This window comes from Harryflintia acetispora, assembly GCA_004340125.1.
Lineage (GTDB): Bacteria > Bacillota > Clostridia > Oscillospirales > Ruminococcaceae > Harryflintia > Harryflintia acetispora.
In genome coordinates, this window is the sequence record SLUK01000005.1 from 85,641 (window position 1) to 106,926 (window position 21,286).

The 21,286-nt window shown below is 61.3% G+C and carries 17 protein-coding genes; 5 read left to right on the top strand and 12 right to left on the bottom strand.

Features of this window, described 5'->3' with window-relative positions; all coding sequences use genetic code 11:
* Window positions 1-4: 4 nt before the first annotated feature.
* Complete coding sequence (locus EDD78_RS07045; RefSeq protein WP_079699663.1) at window positions 5-715, bottom strand: SDR family NAD(P)-dependent oxidoreductase; 711 nt, start codon at window positions 713-715, stop codon at window positions 5-7.
* Window positions 716-1,026: 311 nt separating this feature from the next.
* Between EDD78_RS07045 and EDD78_RS07050 the strand changes: the two genes are divergently transcribed.
* Complete coding sequence (locus EDD78_RS07050; RefSeq protein ID WP_079699664.1) at window positions 1,027-2,019, top strand: hypothetical protein; 993 nt, start codon at window positions 1,027-1,029, stop codon at window positions 2,017-2,019.
* Between the two features lie 57 nt (window positions 2,020-2,076).
* Here EDD78_RS07050 and EDD78_RS14195 read toward each other — a convergent pair whose 3' ends face one another.
* Window positions 2,077-3,537: a DNA recombination protein RmuC gene (locus tag EDD78_RS14195; protein ID WP_286170781.1), complete on the bottom strand. Its 1,461-nt coding sequence runs from the start codon at window positions 3,535-3,537 to the stop codon at window positions 2,077-2,079.
* 258 nt (window positions 3,538-3,795) lie between these two features.
* On the opposite strand from EDD78_RS14195, the gene EDD78_RS07060 reads away from it, so the two are divergent.
* Both EDD78_RS07060 and EDD78_RS07065 read left to right on the top strand, forming a co-directional pair.
* Window positions 3,796-4,911, top strand: coding sequence for an anaerobic sulfatase maturase (locus EDD78_RS07060; protein ID WP_132084456.1), 1,116 nt, complete (start codon window positions 3,796-3,798; stop codon window positions 4,909-4,911).
* Window positions 4,912-4,924: 13 nt separating this feature from the next.
* Entirely contained in the window at window positions 4,925-5,392 is a 468-nt protein-coding gene (locus EDD78_RS07065) for a pyridoxamine 5'-phosphate oxidase family protein (RefSeq protein WP_132084457.1), read from the top strand.
* A gap of 57 nt (window positions 5,393-5,449) precedes the next feature.
* On the opposite strand, the gene EDD78_RS07070 is transcribed toward EDD78_RS07065, so the two are convergent.
* From EDD78_RS07070 to EDD78_RS07100, 7 genes are all read right to left on the bottom strand, one after another.
* Window positions 5,450-6,892, bottom strand: coding sequence for a sulfatase family protein (locus tag EDD78_RS07070; RefSeq protein WP_132084458.1), 1,443 nt, complete (start codon window positions 6,890-6,892; stop codon window positions 5,450-5,452).
* A gap of 9 nt (window positions 6,893-6,901) precedes the next feature.
* Window positions 6,902-7,798 (bottom strand): carbohydrate ABC transporter permease, encoded by an 897-nt coding sequence (locus tag EDD78_RS07075; protein WP_132084459.1) that lies wholly within the window; start codon window positions 7,796-7,798, stop codon window positions 6,902-6,904.
* Between the two features lie 77 nt (window positions 7,799-7,875).
* The gene (locus EDD78_RS07080) at window positions 7,876-8,772 is read right to left on the bottom strand and encodes a carbohydrate ABC transporter permease (RefSeq protein ID WP_132084460.1); all 897 of its coding nucleotides are present in this window, start codon (window positions 8,770-8,772) and stop codon (window positions 7,876-7,878) included.
* Window positions 8,773-8,799: 27 nt separating this feature from the next.
* Window positions 8,800-10,098, bottom strand: a complete 1,299-nt coding sequence (locus tag EDD78_RS07085) for an ABC transporter substrate-binding protein (protein WP_132084461.1) — start codon at window positions 10,096-10,098, stop codon at window positions 8,800-8,802.
* A 286-nt stretch (window positions 10,099-10,384) separates the two neighbouring features.
* Complete coding sequence (locus EDD78_RS07090; protein WP_165873139.1) at window positions 10,385-11,878, bottom strand: response regulator transcription factor; 1,494 nt, start codon at window positions 11,876-11,878, stop codon at window positions 10,385-10,387.
* Window positions 11,850-13,685 (bottom strand): sensor histidine kinase, encoded by a 1,836-nt coding sequence (locus tag EDD78_RS07095; RefSeq protein WP_165873140.1) that lies wholly within the window; start codon window positions 13,683-13,685, stop codon window positions 11,850-11,852. Before EDD78_RS07095 ends, EDD78_RS07090 begins: the two co-directional genes overlap by 29 nt.
* 156 nt (window positions 13,686-13,841) lie before the next feature.
* Window positions 13,842-14,576 (bottom strand): YebC/PmpR family DNA-binding transcriptional regulator, encoded by a 735-nt coding sequence (locus tag EDD78_RS07100; protein ID WP_079699673.1) that lies wholly within the window; start codon window positions 14,574-14,576, stop codon window positions 13,842-13,844.
* 236 nt (window positions 14,577-14,812) lie between these two features.
* Here EDD78_RS07100 and EDD78_RS07105 point away from each other — a divergent pair, with 236 nt between their 5' ends.
* Window positions 14,813-15,340, top strand: a complete 528-nt coding sequence (locus EDD78_RS07105) for an AAA family ATPase (protein WP_132084535.1) — start codon at window positions 14,813-14,815, stop codon at window positions 15,338-15,340.
* Window positions 15,341-15,350: 10 nt separating this feature from the next.
* Complete coding sequence (locus tag EDD78_RS07110; protein ID WP_079699674.1) at window positions 15,351-15,671, top strand: DUF2651 family protein; 321 nt, start codon at window positions 15,351-15,353, stop codon at window positions 15,669-15,671.
* A gap of 25 nt (window positions 15,672-15,696) precedes the next feature.
* Here EDD78_RS07110 and EDD78_RS07115 read toward each other — a convergent pair whose 3' ends face one another.
* The 3 genes from EDD78_RS07115 to EDD78_RS07125 form a co-directional block, all read right to left on the bottom strand.
* Window positions 15,697-16,941, bottom strand: a complete 1,245-nt coding sequence (locus EDD78_RS07115; RefSeq protein WP_132084464.1) for a hypothetical protein — start codon at window positions 16,939-16,941, stop codon at window positions 15,697-15,699.
* A 61-nt stretch (window positions 16,942-17,002) separates the two neighbouring features.
* Window positions 17,003-18,283, bottom strand: a complete 1,281-nt coding sequence (locus tag EDD78_RS07120; RefSeq protein ID WP_132084465.1) for a hypothetical protein — start codon at window positions 18,281-18,283, stop codon at window positions 17,003-17,005.
* Between the two features lie 267 nt (window positions 18,284-18,550).
* Window positions 18,551-21,265 (bottom strand): hypothetical protein, encoded by a 2,715-nt coding sequence (locus tag EDD78_RS07125; RefSeq protein WP_132084466.1) that lies wholly within the window; start codon window positions 21,263-21,265, stop codon window positions 18,551-18,553.
* Between the last annotated feature and the right edge of the window lie 21 nt (window positions 21,266-21,286).

The following is a 21,286-nucleotide window of genomic DNA, read 5'->3' on the forward strand; positions in this document are numbered from 1 at the left end:
TTTTTCAGTCCTCGGCCTGGCGCTTGGTCACGCCGCCGTCGATGATGATGTTCTGCCCGTTGATGAAGCCGTTTGCCTCGTCGGTCAGATAGAGGCAGGCCCTGGAGATGTCCGAGGGCTCGCCCAGCTTTTTGTGCGGGTGCGGCTCGGGCGAAAACGCGGTGTAATCCTGCGTCTCGATCCGGCCCGGGCTCAGGCAGTTGACGGTGGTGCTGTACCCCGCCAGCGTGGCGGACAGGGCGCTCGTCAGCGAGACCAGTCCGCCCTTGGAGGCGGCGAACACCTCGCTGTGCTCCACCGTCGTCAGATAGCCGGTCGAGGCGATGTTCACGATCCGCCCGTATTTTTTCTCGATCCCCCGCCTAAAACGGTTCTTGGTAAACTCCCGCGAGGTGATGAGCGCGCTGACCAGGTTGATATTCAGCATCTGCCAGATGTCGGCGTTGCTCATCTCCTCGATCGGTTTTTCCTGCATGATCCCGACGTTGTTCACGATGATCTCGATGTCCCCGTACTTGTCAAGCAAAATTCCCATCATCGCCTCGGTCTGCGCGGGGTCGGCAAAATCGATGCGGTAGAAATCCGCATCCAGGTCGTTGCCGAATTTGTCCGCGACAATGACCTGCGCGCCCAATTCGGAATAGGCGCGTGCGATTTCCCGCCCGATCCCGTTCGATCCCCCCGTGACCAGCATAAGCTTATCGCTGTACCTCATATTGTTCCCCCAAACATTATGGCGTTACGCTGTTGGCCGTTTTCATTATAGCAGTTTTGGGATTTTTTGAAAAGTTTTTGTCCAAATGAGGTCCGTGTATTTTTTTATCCTGCCGGGTTATTATCGCATCTCACAAAATTGGAGGGAAAAGATTTTACATATTTCACCAAAAATCTTTTCAATTTGTTCACAGAAAACCGCCAGAAATTGGAAATATTTAGTCGCAAAATCTTGCATTTTCCCAAATTTAGGGGTAAGATGAGGGCGTACGGAAACACCGTATAAAACCAAAATTATTGGAGGAGATTCCCATGAGAAGCATGAAATCCAAATCTTTGGCAGTCGTGCTCGCGGCGGCTCTTACCCTGAGCCTCGGCTCCCTGACCGCGTTTGCGTCGGGCAGCGCCAAGGCGAACACCATCTACTTCGGCAACGCGGTCATGACCCCCGCCAGCAACGGCGGCGAGCTGGTCATGCAGGGCAACAATCCCTTAAAGATCGTCTTCGACAGAAGCGACGTCGTCAAGGGCGAGGGCAACATCGTCATCACCCGCGACTACGACAGCAATCTGTATGATAAGATCGACGTACAGAGCGAGAACGTGACCATGGTGAACGACGAGGAAAACGGCAAGACCACCGTCTACGTCGAGCTTAACAAGCCCTTCGAGAAGAAGGACAACCTGACCGTGCGCTTCGACGGCAGCTGCTTTAAGCTCAAGGACAGCACCACCACCTTCCGCAACGTCGGCAGCTGGAAGATCAAGGTTGCCGAGTACGGCGTGTTTGACGAGAGCTTTGAGGCCCTCGACACCGTCGGCGGGATCGATATGATCACCGTCAAGCTCGGCGGCGCCGCCGTGCGCGCCGAGGTCTATCCGGCCAACCGCTTCGTGGCCGCAGTCAATGACACCACGCCCGACGAGAACGGCCAGGTCCGCCTGAAAGCGACCGGCAGAGGCACCACCGAGGTTGCCATCCGCTTCTTCGACAAGGACGACAACGTGATCGACGAGACCACCTGGGTTGTCAACGTGACCAAGGGCGGCGTTGTCGAGACCACCCCGGCCGCCGTGACCACTCCGGCCGAGGCTGCCCCGGCTGAGACCCCGGCTGTCGAGCCCGCCGAGACCGAGACCGCTCCTGCCGCCGACGCCACCGTCCCGGCAGAGGATGCCGCCGCTTCCTCCGAGGCTGAGACCTCCTCTTCCGAAGCCGCTTCTTCTGAGGCTTCCTCCTCTGAGGCCGCTTCCTCCGAGGCTGAGAGCTCTTCCGCCGCGGATTCCTCTTCTGCCGCTCAGTAAGCGACATCCAAAGACGACAAAACCCCCGGCAGGCTTTGGCCTGCCGGGGGTTTTCCCTTATTCCTCCGCCATCGCCGCAGTCGCTTCCTCCTCGGGCAGCCGGGCGAAGACCTGGCCCGCCTGGTCCTCCTGCAAGGAGGTAACGTCCTTTAGCGTGCGCTGGATCTGGCGGGTGCGAACCCCGACGAGCTGGTCGAGCTCGTGGTTGGCCTGCTCGAGCCGCTTCTGGGTGGCCAGCAGCACCCCGCCAAACTTGTCGAACTCGGTCTTGACAGCGCCCAGCACCTTCCACACCTCGCCGCTGCGCTGCTGGATGGCGAAGGTGCGAAAGCCCATCTGTAAGCTGTTGAGCAGCGCCGCCATGGTGCTGGGTCCCGCGACGTTCACCTTGTATTCATGCTGCAGGGTTTCGACCATCCCGCGGCTGACCACCTCGGCATACAGCCCCTCGAAGGGGAGGAACATGATCCCGAATTCGGTGGTGTAGGGCGGGTCGATGTACTTGTCCCGGATGTCCTTAGCAAAGGATTTGATCCGGCTTTGCAGCACCGAGAGGGCCGCGTTCACCTGCTCGGGAGTGCCGTTTTCATAGCTCTCGCGCAGCTCGGCATAGGCGTCGGCGGGGAACTTGGAGTCGATCGGCAGCCAGATATGCCCGCCGTCCTCGGCGGGCAGCTTGACGGCGTATTCCACATAGTTCTTCCCGTCATGCCGGGTGGCCACGTTGCGCGCATACTGCCCCGGCGCGAGGATTTCCTCCAGAATCGCCCCGAGCTGCACCTCCCCCAAAATCCCGCGGGTCTTGACGTTGCTGAGCACCTTTTTGAGGTCCCCCACCCCCACGGCCAGGTTCCTCATCTCCCCGAGCCCCTGGTAAACCTCCTGCAGCTTCTCGCTAACCAGCTGGAAGGAACGGGTCACCCGTTCCTCCAGGGTCTTTTGCAGCTTTTCGTCCACCAAACGGCGCATTTCATCGAGCTTGCGGTTGTTGTCCTCCTGCAGGTAGCTTAGCCGCTTTTCCACCGAAGCGCGGATTTCCTCGAGGCGCTGGGCGTTCTCCAGCGAAAAGGTCCCGAAGCGCTCCTCGAACTGGTGAAATTGCAGCGCCAACGCCCGGGCGAGGGCGTCCTGCTTTTGCAGCAGGTGCCCGTCAATCTCGCCGAACCTGTCGTTTTGCAGCTGGGCGGTACGGCTCTGGGTCGCCGCGATCAGCTCGCCAAGGGATTGCAGCGAGCTTTGCAGCGCTTCCTGGCGGGCGGCAAGGCTGCGCTCAAAGGCGGCGAGACGCTCGTTTTGCGCCTCGGCGGCGGTGCGCTGGTTGGCGGCGACCAGCTCGCCGAGAGACTGAACCGAGCCCTGCACACTTGAGAGAAGCTCCTGCCGCAGCTCGCGCTGCCCCGCCTCGAGCTGGCGGCTGTAGCCGTCTCCCCTCCCCCGACGCAGGGCAAGGATCGAAACAACCAGCGCGGCGGCGCTCACCGCCAGCAGGCAGATGAGCAGGATGGTTTCTATCGTCAAGCAATCATTCCCTTTCCGATGGTTTATAGCAAGTATACCGTTTTTCCGCCTTCCTGTAAACCGGCCCTCGCCCTGTCTTTTCCTTGTGCGCCGGGGCGCGGCATGATATAATAGCCACAGCGTGGCTATTATACATTTAAACGGCCGCAGCGATCCGCGTCTGTCGGCGCTTCCGCTGCACGGCCAATTATACCACTTACGATTTTCGTTCGTGGTATAGTGGAGGGGTAAAACACGGCCGAAAGAGGAAGAGAAAAGATGAAGGACGTCAGCTTGCTGATCAAGCCCGCATCGGGGGGATGCAACCTGCGCTGCGGCTACTGCTTTTATGCCGACGAGGCGGAAAAGCGCGAGGTGCCCTCCTACGGGATCATGCCGCGCGAGACCCTGCGCGCCATCGTGCGCCGCGCTCTGGAAAGTGCTCACGGCAGCTGCACCTTCGTCTTCCAGGGGGGCGAGCCCACCCTGGCGGGTCTCCCCTTCTACCGGGACCTGATCGAATACGAGCGGCTCTATAACCGGAGGGGGCTGCCCATCTACCACGCCATCCAGACAAACGGTATCTTGCTGGACCGGGATTGGACCGGCTTTCTCAAGACGAACGGCTTCCTCGTGGGCCTCTCGCTGGACGGGACCAAGGAGAGCCACGACCGCTACCGGCTCGCGCCAAACGGCGGCGGCACCTTTCAAAAGGTGCTCGCGGCGGCGCAGCGGCTGCAAAGCGGCGGGGTGCCCTTCAACCTGCTCACCGTCGTGACGGCCGACGTGGCCAGGCAGGCCGGGAAAATCTACGGCTTCTATGGGCGCAGCGGCTTTCGCTACCAGCAGTACATCCCCTGCCTCGACCCGCTCGGGGAGGCGCCGGGCGGGCATCCCTACTCCCTGACGCCCCGGCTCTACGGCGAGTTCCTCTGCGCGCTGTTCGACCTGTGGCTCCGGGACCTCATGCGGGGGGAATACGTCTACATCCGCTATTTTGAAAATCTTCTGGGGCTGCTGGCGGGCGAATTTCCCGAGAGCTGCGGGCTGTGCGGCGAATGCTCGCCCCAGCTGCTCATCGAGGCGGACGGCGGAGTCTATCCCTGCGACTTCTACGCGCTGGACGAGTGGCGGCTCGGGAACCTGTGCGACGACAGCTTCGAGACGATCGAGCGGCGGCGGCAGGAGAGCGGCTTCATCGCGCTCTCCCGCCGCAAGGACCCGAAATGCGCCGCCTGCCGCTGGTACCCCCTCTGCCGGGGCGGCTGCCGGCGGGAATGCGAGCCGGCCTTAGACGGGCGGCTGGGGCTCAACTATTTCTGCGAGAGCTATGAGATGTTCCTCTCCCACGCCCTGCCGGGGCTTCGTGAGGCGGCGCGGATCAGGAAAAGATAAAAGGAGGATATGGATGAGACGCAAAGACCGGGAAATTTCTGAGCGCAACAGGATCAGGGAGATCATTTTGTCCTGCCACTGCTGCCGGCTGGGATTCTGCGATGGCGGCGAGGTGTACATCATACCGCTCAATTTCGGGTATGAGGAGAAGGACGGCAAGCGCATCTTCTATTTCCACGGGGCCAGGGAAGGGCGCAAAATCGACCTGATCGCCCAAACGCAGCATGCCGGCTTCGAGCTGGACACCGGCTATGCGCTCATCGAGGCGGGCACGGCCTGCCAGCACTCCGCGCGCTATCAGAGCGTCGTCGGTACGGGGCGGGTCGCAATCATCGGGGAACCGGAAGAAAAGCGGGCGGCCCTGCAGACCATCATGCTGCACTACACCGGGAAGAACGATTGGGACTTTCCCGACGCGGCGCTCGGCTCGGTGTGCGTCTTCAAACTCGAGGTGGAAAAGCTGGCCTGCAAGGAGCACTGATAAATTGATAGAACAAGCGGAGTGCGTAAACGATCGCACTCCGCTTGTTTTTTTACTTTAAAAGTTTTCCCAAAAGCGCTGGCCGCAGGGGTGCGCAAGCTCCCCCCACTCGTCACGAAAGCGCTTCATCTCTTCCCGCAGGCGCTCCACCTCTCCCCGGCAGCCCGGCCGCTCGGCCAGGTTCACCGTCTCATAGGGGTCGGCTTGCAGATCGAAGAGCTGGGTCATGGGGGTGGTCTCGACAAGCAGCCCCTCGCGCCCCTCGCCCTCGCCCTGCTCCGAGACGATCCGCGCCTTCCTGTAGCGGTATTCGATCAGCTTATACCGCTTGTCCTTGACGCAGCGGATCTTGTCGGCATAGCCGGCATAGAGGGTGTCGCGGACCGCCGCCTCCGGGTCATATAACATGCGCGAGAAGTCCCGCCCCTCGACCGATCCGGGGATTTCGCAGCCGGAAAGGGTGCAGAGCGTCGGGAAGACATCCAGCAGGTAGAGGTAGCCGTCGCGCACCTGCCCCCTCGGGATCCCGGGTCCCGCGAAAATGAGCGGCACCCGGATCGAATGGTCGTAGCAGTTCTGCTTGCCCATCAGCCCGTGCTGCCCGATCGCCAGACCGTTGTCCCCGGAAAAGACGATAATGGTGTTTTCATACATCCCCTTCTCGCGCAGGCAGTCGAGCACCTGCCCGATCCGCCAGTCGAGATGGCTGATCATCGCGTAGTAGTCGGCGATATGCCGGCGCACCTCGTCCTCCTGGCGGGGATACCTGGCCAGGATTTCGTCCCGCATGTCGTACACCCCGAAGTCGAAGTGCATGCCGGCGAAGTTCGGCGGCAGCGGGATGTCCTTCGGGTCGTACATGTGCTGGAACTCCTCCGGCATGGTGCGCGGGTCGTGCGGCGCCATGAACGAGAGGTAGAGGTAGAAGGGGTCCTCCCCTTCGTAGCCGCGCAGCCAATCCATCGCCCGCTCGCTAAACAGGTCGGTCGAGTGGCGCCCGAGCGTGATGTGGGTGGCGCGGTGCAGCGAGGTGGAATTATCGTAGCAGGCGCTGATCGAGGCGCGGGCCATCTTGTCATATTTCCCGCTGGGATCGAATTCGTAGGTCGGCACGTTCCAGTGGTCCCACATCCCGCCGAAAAAGATTTCCGCCCCGTCGCAGAAGCTGCGCGCATAGGAGCCCGGGCCGTTGTGCCACTTTCCGATCCCGCAGGTGGTGTAGCCGTTTTCACGCAGCGTCTCGGGCAGCGTCTTGTGCGAGGGCGGGATCTCGGCCCCCTCGTCGCACAGGTGGTAGAGCGTGCGGCCGGAGTTGAGCATAGCCCGGCTGGGCATACAGACCGCCCCCACCGTGCCCGAGGGGATGTGCGCACCTGTAAAGGCGGTGCCCTCGCGCACCAGCCGGTCCAAATTGGGCGTCTTGATCTGCCCGTTGCCCAGCGCGTGGATGGTGTCGAAGCGCTGGTCGTCGGTCAGGATAAACAGGATATTCGGTTTCATGGCTTCCTCCTACTCTTTGATCCCGCTGGTGACGATCCCCTCGACAAAGAAGCGCTGCGCGCAGAGGAAGACCACGGCCAGCGGAAGCACCACGATGGTTGCGGCCGCCATCAGCAGCTCCCAGCGCACCATCGCGTCCTTGTAAAGCCCGAGCGCGAGCTGGACGGTGCGCACCCCTTCGGAATAGGTGATCACCAGCGGCCAGAGATAGTCGTTCCAGACGGTGGTGATTTTGATGACGCCGAGGCTGGCGAGCAGGGGCTTTGAAAGCGGCAGGTAGATGGAGGCGAAAATCCTCCACGCCCCCGCCCCGTCCATCTTGGCCGCCTCGTCCAGCGCGCGGGGAAAACCCAGGTAGAACTGCCGGGCCAGGAAGATCCCGAAGGCCCCCGCCAGGCTCGGCAGCATGATGCCCAGCAGCGTGTTGATCGCTCCCGTGCCCCCTTGCCCGAGCAGGTTGTTCCCGCCTATGAGCGGCACCGACTTGATCAGGATGAAGACCGGCACCAGGTTGACCTGCATGGGGACCATCAGCCCGAGCAGCACCGAGTAAAAGAGGGGCTTTCGCAGCGGGAAGCGCAGCCGCGCGAAGGCGTAGCCCGCCAGGAGGTTGAAGACAAGGCTGATGACGGTGGTCAGCACCGTGACGATGACCGAGTTCAGGATATAAAGCGGCCAGTTCGACCCGGTGAGCACCTCGACATAGTTTTGGAACCGGGGCGAGGCGGGCAGCAGCCGAAAGCCCATGCCGCTGACCTCGCTCCCGGTTTTCAAAGAGGTCAGCACCATCATCGCCAGCGGCAGCAGGGTGCATAACGCCAGCAGCAGGATGACGGCCGAGCGCAGCAGATAGGAGCAAAATTCGCGCGCGTTCAGGAAGCCGAGACGATTCCAGATATTGTTCATTTTGACCGTCTCCTCCTTTCCAAGAATTGTGCCGGTTCCGGCAAGGCGCAATTTTATGAGCTTGAAAGCGTTCACTTTTACATGTCCGCCGCGTCGGCGGCGTTGCCATAGCGGAAGTTGAGCAGGGTGATCAGCATGGTCACCGCGACCAGCAGCACCGCCATTGCCGAGGCGTAGCCCATCTCATACTGCTGGAAGGCCGCCTGGTAAATCTGGTGGACGATGGTGGTGGTGGCGTTGGCGGGGCCCCCGCCGGTCATCACCGAAACCTGCTCGAAGACGTTTAAGGAGCTGATGCAGGCCATCACGAACAAAAAGAAGGTGGTGGAGCGCAGCAGCGGCACGGTGATCTTTAAAAACCGCTGCACACCGCCGGCCCCGTCGATCTTGGCCGCCTCGTAGAGCTCGCCCGGGATGGATTGCAGCCCCGCGAGGTAGATGATCATGTTATATCCCACGATCTTCCAGATGGACATCACGATCACACAGGCGAGCGCCGTCCCCGGCTCAAAGAGCCAGTTGCGCGGCTCCAGCCCCAAGGCCGAGAGGATCATATTGAACAGCCCGCTCGACGGGTCGTACATCCAGTACCACACCGTGGCCGCCGCCACCATCGACACCACATAGGGCAGGTAGAAGGCCGCGCGGCAAAAGCGGTTGAAGAGCAGCCGGCCGTTCACCGTCACCGCCAGCAGCAGCCCGATGGCGATGGGCGGCAGGATGGTGAAGAGCGCATAGACCAAAGTATTTTGGGCGGCCCGCAGAAAGATGCCGTCCCGCAGCAGCCGCGAGAAGTTGGACAGTCCGACAAAGTTCATAGCCGAGAAGCCGTCGAAATCGGTCAGGCTGTAAACAATCGTGCAGCAAAGCGGCAGCAGGGTGAAGACAAAGTAGATGGTGTAACTGGGCAGCAGCATGGCGTAGCCCGCCCAGTCGATCCGGCGGCCGCGCGGCCGCTTCGGCTCGTGGCGCATTTGCCCCGCCTCCCTTTCCTATGGATTTTACTGGATCGCCTCTAAGAACTGCTGATAGTTGGAATCCAGCGCCTCCTGCGAGGTCTTCTGGTTATAGACCACCTCGGTGGAAGCGTTGAGGATGTACTTGAGCCCGCTGAGCCACCAGAGCGTCTTCTCGGCGCCCTTGCCGATCGACATGCTGTTGTAGATCGCCGAGTTGAGGACCGGGTCGGCGTCGATATACTTGTCCTTCAGCGACTGGCGCACCACCGGGAAGTTGGCCTTCTCATAGCGCGTCCACATCTCGTCCGAGGTGACGGACTGGCCGATGAAGTCCCAGGCCGCGTCATGGTTCTTGCTGTCGGTGGTGATGGATAAAAATTCGCAGCCGCTCCAGACCGACTGGCGCGCCTTCTTGGGATAGAACACGCCGATGTTCTCCTTCTGCTCGGGGTGCTCGCTGATGAACTGGGAGATCGAGGACGGCGAGAGCACCGACATCGAGGCCGTGCCGTCCATGAAGGGCGGGGTCTGGCTCTCCTGCTGGGAGGTGACGGTGATGGAATACTGCGAGAGCTCTTTGATGAAGTCGAGCGCCTCGACCATCTCGGGCACGTTCCAGTTGGGATCGCCGTTTTCATCCGCGAAGTCCACCCCGTTTTGCCGCATGATGGGGCAGACGATCCAGTCGTTGTCCGGGGTGAGCAAAAATCCCGCCCGCTTAACGATGTCGCCCTCCTTGACGGTCAGGCGCTCGGCGGCGGAGAGCATCTCTTCCCAGGTCTCGGGCGGCTGCTCGGGATCGAGCCCGGCCTCCTTAAAGTGCTCCTTGTTGTAGACGAAGAGGATCGGTCCGGGATAGACCGGGAAGGCGATCTGCGCGCCCTCATAGTTGCCGAGGTCCATCATCGAGGGCATGAAGTCGTCCTTGTCCGGCAGCCCGTCGATGTAAGGGTTCAAGTCGACGTACTGCTTGGCGTTGCCCCGCACGGCGATCCCGCCCAGCCGCTCGCCCACGATATCGGGCGGCGCGCCCGCGGCCAGCGCGACGTTCACCTTGGTGTCGAAGTCGCTCCAGGTCGCCTCGCTGTACTCGATGGTGATTTCGGGATGCTCCTGCTGGTAGCGCCCGATGTAGTCGCTCCAGTATTCGCGGTCCATCGGCTGGGTGCCGCCCTTTAAAAAGGTGAGCTTGACCTTCTGGGCCGGGGCCGCCTCCTGTGAGCCCGCGGCCGGCTGGCCCGAAGGCTTTTGCGCGGCGCTCCCCTCCTTGGACGCGCATCCGGGCAGTACGGCGGTAAACAAGGTCAGGAGCGCACAGAGTAAACCGATTGTTCGTTTCATTTTAATACCCCTTCCTTTCTGGACGTTTCGTGCCGGTTCCGTTCAGCGGCATAGGCACAAAACCCTGTGTTTGAAAGTTCCCCTTCAAACTATTTCCCTCTTCATATGTCCCGCGTCTTATCGTACCTTTATTATACCGGCCGGCAACATGGCAAAAAAGAAACGCTGTTTGGATTCCTTGTCGTTCTGTTTGTGTCTTTGTCCGGGCGCCGCAGCCCGAACCAAAAAAACAAACAAAAATCCAAAAATAACAAAAGCCGGGCAGAAACCCTGTCCGGCCCGGCTGTCATTCCCTTGGAGGGCCCGCGCGCAGCGCCGCGGGGCTGACCCCTTTATACTTTTTATAAATGTGAGAAAAATAGCTGGCGTTGGGGTAGCCCACCCGTTTTGCCACCTCGCTCAGCCGCAGGGAGGTGGATGTGATCAGCCGCTCGGCCTCCTGCAGCCTGACCGCCGTGAGATAGGTGCTCAAATTCTCCCCCGTCTTTTGCTTAAACAGGCTGCTCAGATAGGAGGGGTTGAGGTGCACCGCCTCGGCGATCGAATCGAGGCTCAGCGCCGCCCCGAAGTTCTGGCGCACATAACGCTTGACCTGCGCCACCGTATCGGCGCCGCCCTCCTCCCGCAGCCGGGAAACGAGGGCCTCTGCCGCCGCGCGCGAGCGCTTATTGAAGCCTTGCACCTTGCTCTCCTTTTGCAGCCCGGCGCGCAGCTCCTGCTGTGAGAGTCCTCCCCCGACCTCCTTAGCGGCCGCGTAATAGGAGAGCTGGGACAAGAGGTTTTGCACCGTTTCGCGGTAGCTCTGCGAGCCGCACCTCGTCGCATGTTCCCCGGCTTGCAGCAGAGACTCAAAGAGGGGCAAAAACTGCGCCTCGCGCCCCTGGCGGATTGCCTCGCCCAGGCGCTCCGCGGCCTGTTCGAGCGCACGGTCCACCCCCTTCGGGGATTCATAATAGAGCCGCGCCTTGTAGCCGCCTGCAAAGAAGCAGCCGTCGAGCGCCTCCCTCGCCTGGCGCGCGGCGAGCTGCAGCGGGGCCGCGCCCGAGAAAATATCGCTCACCCCCACGTCCAGCTCCCCGCAGGCGAGCAGCCCGCTTGCGAAGCTGTGGAGGTTGGAGAGGGAGATCAGCCTGCTCGGGCTCTCCTCGAGGTTCCCGAAGACCAGCAGCTGCTCCCCATCGCGGTAAAGGGAAAAGGCTGACATCCACTCCCCGCACACCCCGGCGATTTTGTCCTCGTCCCGGATCCCCGGCCCCGCCAGGGCCGCCGCGACAAAAGAGCTGTTTTGCAGCCCGAGCTGCCGCGCGTCCGCGCCGCCCTCGCTTTCCAGCAGCTCCCGGATTACCCGCTCCTGCTTCAGGTGCCGGTAGGAATGGGCCATCCCGGCCAACTGGCGCTGGGTCGTCAGCTTTTCGTCGAGCTCCCGCAAGATGGCGATGAGCTCCTTCTCCCCGGTCTGGTACTTGACGATGTACCGGAAGACGCTCTGCTCGATCGCCCGGTAGGCGTAGCGGAAATCCTCATGGCAGGTCATCACCACAAAGCAACAGTCGGGCCCTAGCTTTCGCGCCTCGCTGATAAAATCCAACCCGTCCATCAGCGGCATGACGATGTCGGTGATCACCACGTCCGGCAAAGTCTGCCTGAAAAGCTCGAGCGCCTGGGCGCCGTTCTCGGCCTCCCCCACCAGCTCGCAGTCCAGCCCGCTGCCGCGCAGGCAAAAGGCCATCCACTGCCGGATAGGCAGCTCGTCATCCGCGATCAATACCCGCAGGTGCACCGCTCTCCCCCCTTTGCAAAAAATCTTTGTCCCGCAGCGGCACGCGCAGCAGGATGGTGGCGCCCTCCTGCTCCCCGCTGACAATTTGCAGTGCATAGTCCGCGCCGTAGTTTAAGACCAGGCGCTCGTTGACGTTATAGAGCCCGACCTTCGAGAAGCCCCCGCGCTCCTCGCTGAGCCCCGAGAGCACCTCGCGCACCTTCGCGTCATTCATCCCCACCCCGTCGTCCGAGACCGAAAAGAGAATGTCCTCCCCCTCCCGCCTCGCCTCGATATGCAGGGTGCAGGGGCGGCCGGCCGGCTTGATCCCGTGGTTGACGGCGTTTTCCACCAGCGGCTGGAGCAGCATGCGCGGGATGTGCCGCTCCAGCAGCTCCTCCTCCACCGCCCACTCGACCTCAAACGGGGTGGAGAAGCCCATCTGGCGCAATTTGAGATAGTCTTTCAGATAGGCGACCTCCTCGCGCACCGTGATCGACTCCCCCGTGCTGCCGATCGAATTTCGGAGCAGCCGGATGAGGAAATCGAGCATGGCGGCCACCTTCTCATTGCCCTGCATGGCGGCCACGCAGCGGATCGAGAACATGCTGTTGTAGAGGAAATGCGGGTTAATTTGCGCCTGGAGAACCGCCAGCTCGAGCCTGCGCTTGATCTGCTCCTCCGCACGCACCTGCTCCATCAGGGCGCGCAGGCCCAGCTGCATCTGGTTAAAGCTGTCCCGCAGGCTCAGAAGCTCCCGGGTCTTATAGGGGGTGCCGTCCAGCTCGAACTGCCCGCCGCGCACCCGCCTCATCCGCCCGCTCAGCTCTCCGATCGGCCGCGCCAGGCTGCGCGCGCCGAAAAAGGAGATGGCCGCCCCCGCCAGCACCGCCAGCGCGAGGATCAAAAGGATCGCGCGCTGCAGCGTCTGCACCGGGCGCAGGTATCCGCGCAGGTCCACCTCCTCGATGAGCATCCAGCGCCCGTTGTTGACGGGCGAATAGAGCAGCAGCCTCTCCTTCCCGAGCGAGTAGCCCGCCTCCTTCGCGCCGACGATTTCCTCCATCCCCTCCCGATCCAGCACATTGCCGCCGAGCAGGGCGCTCTCCTGCGCCGAGACGACGTCCCCCTCCCGGGAGACGACATAGACCCGGCTGTAGCTGTTGCCGCTGCTGAGGTAGCGGTAGGAGTCCAGGATCACGCTGTGGGGGACGTTGACCACCACCACGCCCCGCGAGCGGTTGGTGTTCGGGTTCTGCACGCTGCGGAAGAAGGGGATAACCACGTTTTCCTGCATGCTGCGCGCATAGATTTCGGCGTTGCGCGTATCCTCAAAGGCACAGCCCACCACGATCCGCCCGCCGCTGCCCAGCGACTCACCGTAGCCGTGCAGCTCCTTGTAGACATCGTAGTCAAATTGCGGGTCGGCCAGCGAGCTGTAGGAGAGGTGGTCGCGGCCCATCAGCAACAGGTTAAACTGGATATAGGGGTTCCCGAGGTAGAGGATGTACTTGTCCGCTAAAGATTTGAAGAGGTAGCTCTGCGAATAGTTGTAATCCTCCTGGCTCAGGTGGGACTGCGAAAAGTAGTAGGAAAGCTGCTCATCCTCGCTGATCAGGGTGACGATGGAATAGATCTGCGCCATCTTGGTATTGAAGATTTCGGCGATCTGCTCCACCGCCTGCTTTCGCACCGAGACCAGCTCGTCGGTGATGGTGCGCCGGTACTCGGCGGTGATGACCAGCGAGACGAGCAGCACCACCAGGATCAGCGGCACCGCGATCAGCAAAAGCATCTGCTGGCGCAGGCGCATGGTTTTGCGTTCCATGGGCAACCACCTCGAATCCGTACAACTTTTTTCCACATTTTTCGCAATTTTCAGAACGATCATACCATGTTTCGACCCGCGTTTCAAGAAGGCGGCCCCGCAGATGCCAAAAGCCCCGCCCCCTGCCTAGGCAGGGGGCGGGGCAAAATTTCAGTATCAGTCGACGTTCGAGCAGGAATGCCAGACGTTCTGCACGTCGTCGTTGTCCTCGAGCATCTCGAGCAGGCGCTCCATCTTCTGAACGTCCTCCTCGTCCTCCAGCTTGGTCTCGGTGGTGGCGATGTACTCCACCTCGGCGCTCTCGAGACGGTAGCCCTTCCCTTCGAGCCCCTCGCGCACCGCGCTCAGGTCGTCCGGGTCGGTGTAGACCTCGATGACGTCGTCATCGAACTCGTAGTCGCCCGCCGGGGTCTCCATCAGGTCCTCCATGAACTTTTCCTCCGAGATCCCGCCCTCCTCGTTGTTGACGATCACCAGGCCCTTGCGCTCAAACAGGAAGGAGACGCAGCCGTTCTGGCCGAGGTTGCCGCCGAACTTGTCGAAGTAATGGCGCAGGTCCCCCGCGGTGCGGTTGCGGTTGTCGGTCAGCGCGTCCACCATCACGGCGACGCCGCTCGGCCCATACCCCTCATAGACGATGGATTCGTAGTTGTTCTTGTCCCCGTCGCCCACCGCCTTCTTGATCAGCCGGTCGATGTTGTCGTTGGGGATGTTGTTCGACTTGGCCTTGGAGATCAGGTCGCGCAGCTTGGAATTGTTATTGGGGTCCCCGCCGCCCTCGCGCACGGCCACGATGATCTCGCGGCTTATCTTGGTAAAGACCTTGGCGCGCGCGCCGTCGGTCTTCTCCTTTTTGCGTTTGATTGTGCTCCATTTGGAATGTCCAGACATCTGAAAAACCTCCGTTGGAAGAAATCCGCCCTTAACTCTACCAGTATACCAAACCGCTATCCCCAAGTCAAGGCGGCGAGCACGCTGCAACGTATGTTTTGTATAGGCCGGCTCCGGCGTTTTCACGAAACCGCCTTGAGAAGAACCATTTGATATGATATTGTTATAAAAAGGCTATGTTTGCCTTTCAGGGAGAACGCGCACTCTACAAATTAAGAATTGATGGAGAAAGACTGATGGGAACAGGTATTATCCTATGCGGCTTAAACGGCGCCGGGAAGAGCACGCTGGGGAAAGCCCTGGCAGAAAAACTGCATTTTCATCTGATTGATATTGAAGAGCTCTATTTTCCCGGGACAGACCCCCGTGATGTCTACGCCTCTCCCCGCACCCGCGAAGAAGTGGAAAAGCTCCTTTTTAGCGAGGTGAACGCGCATGAAAATTTCATCTTCACCTGCGTAAAGGGGGATTACAGGGAATCCATTTCCTCCTGCTTTCACTATGCCGTATTGATTGACGTTCCCAAAAACATTCGGGTACAGCGGGTTAAACAACGTTCTTTTGAGAAATTCGGCGATCGAATGCTGCCGGGCGGGGATTTACATGAGCGGGAGGAAGGCTTCTTTGCGTTCGTCGAATCCAGAGCCGGGAAGGAAGTCGAAGAATGGGTAGACGGCATCCGCTACCCCGTCATCCGGGTCGATGGGACAAAGCCCATTGAAGAGAACACAAGGCTGATTGTCGAGCAAATTCAAAATCAATGAAGGAGGGCCCATGGATACAGTCAAAAAAATGCTCCCGTTCCTGCTGGCAATGGCAATTGACTTTTACATCCTCCCGCTGCTGATCCGGGACACCGGGAGCGCCATGCTCCTCATGCTGGTGGTGATCCCCTTGCTCTGTTTTGCCTGCGCCGCCGCCTACGGGGGCAGGCATGGGTTTCATCCCCTGTTTGCGCTCGCCGTGGCGGTTTTATTCGTGCCGTCCATCTTCCTCTACTACAATCCTTCCGCCTGGATGTATTCCGTCGGCTACGGGATCGTCTCTCTGCTCGGGAACGGGCTCGGCTCGCTCTTCTGTAAACGGCCCAAATAGGATCCTACACGGCCCGCCGGGGATTTCAGGTGCCGGGGTTTTGGCGCACATCGGCATACCGCTGCGCTTCACTCGCGATCTCGAGCAGCCGCCCATAGCCCGGGGAGCCGGCGGCGAAGCGGTGGCGCACGGCATAGCCCACATCGCTGGAGTGCACCTGCAAATAAGATTGGTTCATGCTCACCGTGTAGACGATCCCGCCCTCGAAGCGGATCTCTATGGCGAGCTCGGGCTCGGACAGCAGCACCTGACCGGTAATCTTTTGGTAGCTCTCCGGCTCGATTTGCAGCGCCTTGAGGTCGGAGAAGATGATCCCCTCGTTCGCGTCGGATTCGCGCCGGTAGCCGGTGAGGTAATTGTGCAGCGAGAAGGCCGGCGGCATCCCCGCCCCGCCCCGTAGCTTATAATAGCGCATCATCCCCAGCCAGTAGTCGCCCTTCGGCAGCTCCTTCATATCCTCGCGCAGAAGGTTCCTCAGCGCGCGGTAGCCCTCCCCCGAAAAGACGTAGGCCCTGTCCGGAATCCCCATATCGCTGCGAAAGGGCTCCTGCCCGAAGTTGTAGCGGTTGACGTGGGTTTTGATGAGAATCCCCTTTTCGTAGAACTCATATTCCAGCTTGATCTCCCCGTCGTAGACCGCCATCCCGTCGGGAGAGGCGAGGGCGGCGCCCAGCTCGTCCGGCCCGGCCGGGCGGCCGGCGCCGTCCAGCGCCGCCAACGCCCCGATCAGCCGGGTCAGCCTGCCGCCCTTGACGGGGGCGTAGCTCTTGGTCGGGTTGTCGTAAAGATGGAGCGTTCCCCCGTCCGCCTGGCCCGGCGCGGGGATTTCACCGGGGGAAGCGAGCAGAAACGGCTCGACGTCCGGCTGGTATTTCTGGCTCAGCTCCTCGATCAGCCCTCGCAGGGTGCCGAGCTTCCCGCTCAGAATGGCGGGGGAAGCGCTGCCCTCTCGTTGGATGCGGTTGTCGCCCCACACCTCGTAGCAAACCGTCTTCCCATCCTTAAGCTCGAACAGCACGCCCCGCGGGACCCCGCCGGCCGCGAAGGCGTACTGCTCATTGGGCGCCGTCAGGTCGTCGATCTCCTGGAGCTCTGTAAAAATCCGCTCGACGTCCTGCGGGTCGGTGACCTCGTATTTCACGAAGTCCCCGAAGACAAAGGCCGTCCGCACGTCCTCCTCGTCGGGGACGGCGAGCGCCGCGCCAGCGGCGGTCAGTGAAAGTATGCACAGCAGCATACCGGTTACGATGGGCAGCAGGCGTCTGGGCATGGCTATTTCCTCCCCTTGGCACTTCACATTTTCTTCACTGTAGCACAGGGGCTAGCCGGTGTCAATCGCCGTAGAAGCCTTTGAGCACCGGCACCGGCTGGCTCACGCTGCCGCCGGCGGTGTTGAAGGTCAGGGTGCGGATTTCCCAGAGCCCGCTGTCAAAATTCAAGTTGTCCAGCAAGGAGAAGTCCCCGAGCGCCAGCCCCTTGGAAGGGGCGTGCAGCGTCGGGGGCGTGCCGTAGCCGCCTCCGTCGTTGACGCTGCCGCCGACCCCGGCCGAAATCGGGGAATTGCACCAATAGCTGTTGTAGATATTCCCGCCTGTTCCGGGATAGGAGGTGTTGCCGGCCAGGGCGAAGCTGCCGCGCCGGGGCGAGCCGCCCGATGCGGGGATGGCGTAGCAGCCGCTCAGGTCGAGCCCGCCACTGTTGATTCGGCCGATCAGTCCCCCCGTCTCCCAGTCGGCGTTCAGGCGCGGGCCCAGGACATAGCAGTTTTCCAGGACACTGCCCTTTTCCGCCGTGCCGACAAGCCCGCCCGCGGCGTATCCATAGACGGTGGAGTTCAGTGCATAGCAGTCCGTAATCCGCGTGTTTCCCATGCAAACCGCGGCCAGCGCTCCCCGGGCAGCGGAGGAGCTGATCGCGGCATTTTCAATCCCCAACGAAGTGATCGTGGAATCAACAACATAGATAAAGAGCCCGCTGGAAAGCGTTTGATTCGGGAACGTAATTGTATGGTACCCGCCGTCGTACCGGCCGGTAAAGCTCTTGATGTCGGTGCCGATCCCGCCCCAGCTCCCGTCGAGCCGGATGTCCCGCACCTGCAAAAAAGAGTGTCCGCCGGCGAGGTGCGCGCTGTGGATGTGCGCGAGCTGCGCCTGGTTCGTCACCCGCCACGGGCTTCCTTCGGTGCCCGCCCCGGCGTAGAACGCGCCGGCGGTCCCCGCCGCGCAGCCGCAGGAGGGAGAGGTGGTAAAGGGGGTGCGCACCGTGGCCGCCGTGTCCAGCCCCACCCGCTCCGAGGCGGGATGGGCGGTGACCTGGAGGGTATAGCGGTGCGCCCCCTCGGGGTCCACCGCCAGCGGGAGATAGACGCGCTGCTCGCCTTCCCCGCTCACCGTCACCTGGGCGCGCATCAGAGAATCCTGGGCTCCTTCCTCGTCGAACACCTCGAAGGTATACCGTGCGGCGCGCGGGGAGGGTGTGAAGGGGATGTCCACCCCATAGTCGCAGGCCTCGCCCGCCTCCACGTTTACCTCGGCTCCCGCCGCCAGAACCACGGGACTAAGCGTTACTATGAATAAAAGGATCAGCGCGCATACCGCCATCTGTTTTTTCACCGGTTCCAACTCCCCATAATTGACCGCAAGAAACGCTTTCTGCCGGTCTCCGCCCCGCCGGGAATCCGCCGCAAAAGCGCGAATCCCCTTGAAAGAGCTGGCAAAATAGGATATAATTAGAAAAAACAGGGCCGATTAGAAGCCGCGTTCGATCGACAGTCCAGCTTTCAGGGGAATTTGGACTGCAAGAAAGCGTTTCTAGCGGTCAATTAAATGGCAAAGCGGCGCCCTCCAAAAATTGGAGGGCGCCGCTTTTCATTCTTCAAATTATTTTTTAAGCAGGCCCTTGATCCATTCGCCAAAGCCCTTTTTCTCCTGTACCGGGGCGGGGGCTTCCTCCACCTCAGGGATTTTGATCTCGTCGGTCTTCATGATGAACTTCAGGTCGGTGTCCATGTACTCCGGCGCGTCGGTGTAGATGCGGTAAGCGTCGGCCAGGTCCACCAGGGCGTCCCTGCGCTCGATGAGCTCGTCGAGGTCCTCGACCTGACCGGTATATTTGTCCACCGCGCCCTTGTCCTGCAGCACGTCGAAGAGGTTGAAGACGCTGGCCATCAGGTTTGAGCTCTGCGGGGCCACCGCGTCGCGCAGGATTTCGCTGACGTTGCGGTTGGCGAGCAGGTCGTTTTTCATGTTGAGCAGCACATCCACCGTCTTTGGGCTCTCGTGCAGGCTCTTGTCCATCGCCGGATCGTCGAGATCGCGGCGCAGGTCGCGCAGGATGGGCCGCGCGTCATTAAAGCTCTGCTTGAGGCTGCCGTAGTTGTCGCGGAAATCCTGGAACTTATCCGAGTCGTATTCGCGCATCACCCGCTGCAGGGCCTTGATGTTGTCGCGGTTCTCGTCCAAATCGTCGAGCATGTCGCGCATTTCCCCCAACAGGTATTGCAGCTGCCGGCTCTCGGGTCCGCCGATCCGGTCGGAGAGCTTCTCGGCGGTGTCCACGATCTCATGCACCTTGGGCAGCAGCGCCTCGGTGAAGGCCGCGGCCTTCTGCAGGCGCTCCTTGGCCTTCTCGGCGCCGCCCAGCTCCCCGACGATCGCGCCCTTGAGCTGGCTTATACTTTGCAGCGCCGGGGTCAGCTGCGCCATGACCTCGTCGGCCTTCTGCCCGGCGATAGTGTCCCGCTTGCTCTGCAAAATGCCCATCAAAGTCTGGTAATTGGTCGGGCCGCCGGAAGCGAGCGTTACGCTGCGGGCGGCGCGGTGGCTCGCATGTTCCTCCCCGCTCTCACCGACGGTCAGGTCCCCGTCTTCTTCGTCCTCCTCATCTTCTTCGTCGTAGCCGTCCCAGAAGGAATGGTCCACCGGCGAGGTGTTCGATGAGCGGCGGATGGTACCCCGCTCCTCCGAGCCGATGGTCAGCTCTGCGGGAACGGAGCTGTCGCGGCTGCCCTGGGAAGCGCCCATGTCGCTTGAGAGCAGCGCCTCGAGGGCCGCATACTCCTGGGCGCTGACGTAGGGCTTGATCTGGGAAAGGATGGCGCTCTGCACGCCGGGGTCGATCGTCCCGCTCTGCGGGATCATCAGCGCCAGCTTGTTGATCTCGTTTTCGGCCACCGCCTTGACGGCCACCCTCATATTCTCCGGGGTCAGGTACTGTTCCACCGCCGGGTTATCCAGGGATTTTGCTAAGTTTACCATCGCATCGCTGTACTTCAGCAGCACCTTGAAGGTCTCGACCTGCTCCTTGTTGTCCTGCATGGCGTCGAGCATCTCGATCGCCTGGTCGCACAGCTTGTCGAGGTCCTTGCAGTCCAAATCCTCGATGGTGTCATAGTCGTCGAGCAGGTCGCGAATCTTCTCAATATTCTTCTTGCTCATCTGGTGGATCATGTCGTTGATCGCGTCGGAATCGAGCAGGTCGTCGATGTCCACCTTATCCATGTCCTCCCAGACGCGGTCGTAAAGGTCGATGTTTTCGTCGGTGATGTACTTCGGGAGGATGTCGAGCACCGCGGTGTCCAGGTCATAGAAATCGAAGATGTCGTCGATCATCGTGCGCGCGCCCTCGGTGATCGGCTCATCGGTGAAGAGGGAGCGGGTGCGGTGGTTGGGGTCGGCGGCGTCGAGATTGTTCTGCATGTCGCGCAGGTCGTACATATCCGCCTTCATCTCCCGGATGTCCTGCTGCGCGTCGATCTCGTCGAGGTCGGGGATTTCGGTGGTCATCACGATCATGATCGGGCCCATCTCGAACTCGGTCACGTCGGCGGTGACGGTGAACTCCTCCGGGAAGTCGAGGTCCTCGAAGCCGGGGATGTCGTAGCGCTCAAGATCGAGGTTCTGCTCCATACCGGGCATGGCGATCAGGGCGACTGCCTGGTTGTTGCCGTCGGTCTGCACGGTACCATCTGACACCGAGACGTTCGAGAACTTGTCGTCCGGCAGGGTCATGGCGACCACGGCCATCGCCGGGGTGTACATGGTGACGTTCTTCCCGCCGATCCGAACGGTGTTTCTGTTGGTATTGCGAAATTTTAAATCGATCTGCACCCGGCCGCTCTGGCCGGCCATCTGCTCGGGCTTCATCCGCTTTCCGTCGAGCGAATAGGAGATTTCCAGCTCGACGGGCAGCTTCCCGCTGGCCTTGCCGCGGTAGTACAGGTCGGTCCCGTCCATCTTCCAGGTGAGGGCGCTCCCGTCGCGCTGCGGGCCCTCCACGCTCTTGATGTTGATCACATCGTCGAGGGTGGTGCGGTCCTCGACGGTGACGTTCGCCTCGTCGGTGTGCAGCCAGTCGGTGACGATCTGCTCGCGGGGCTTGCCCGAGGGATCGAGGTTGACATAGACCGTCTCGGTCTTCTTGCAGGAGAGGCCGATTGTCGCCTCCTTTGCGGCCGTACTCACGGCCGGGGCGGCGCTCACGGGCGCCAAGGGCGCCGGGGCCGAGGCGGGTACGCCCGCCACCGCGGCCACGCTGACGGTTGCGAACAGGAGCGCCATGCCCGCACAAATCACTTTTAAGGGTGCTTTTCTCATGATTGATTCCTCCTAATTCGC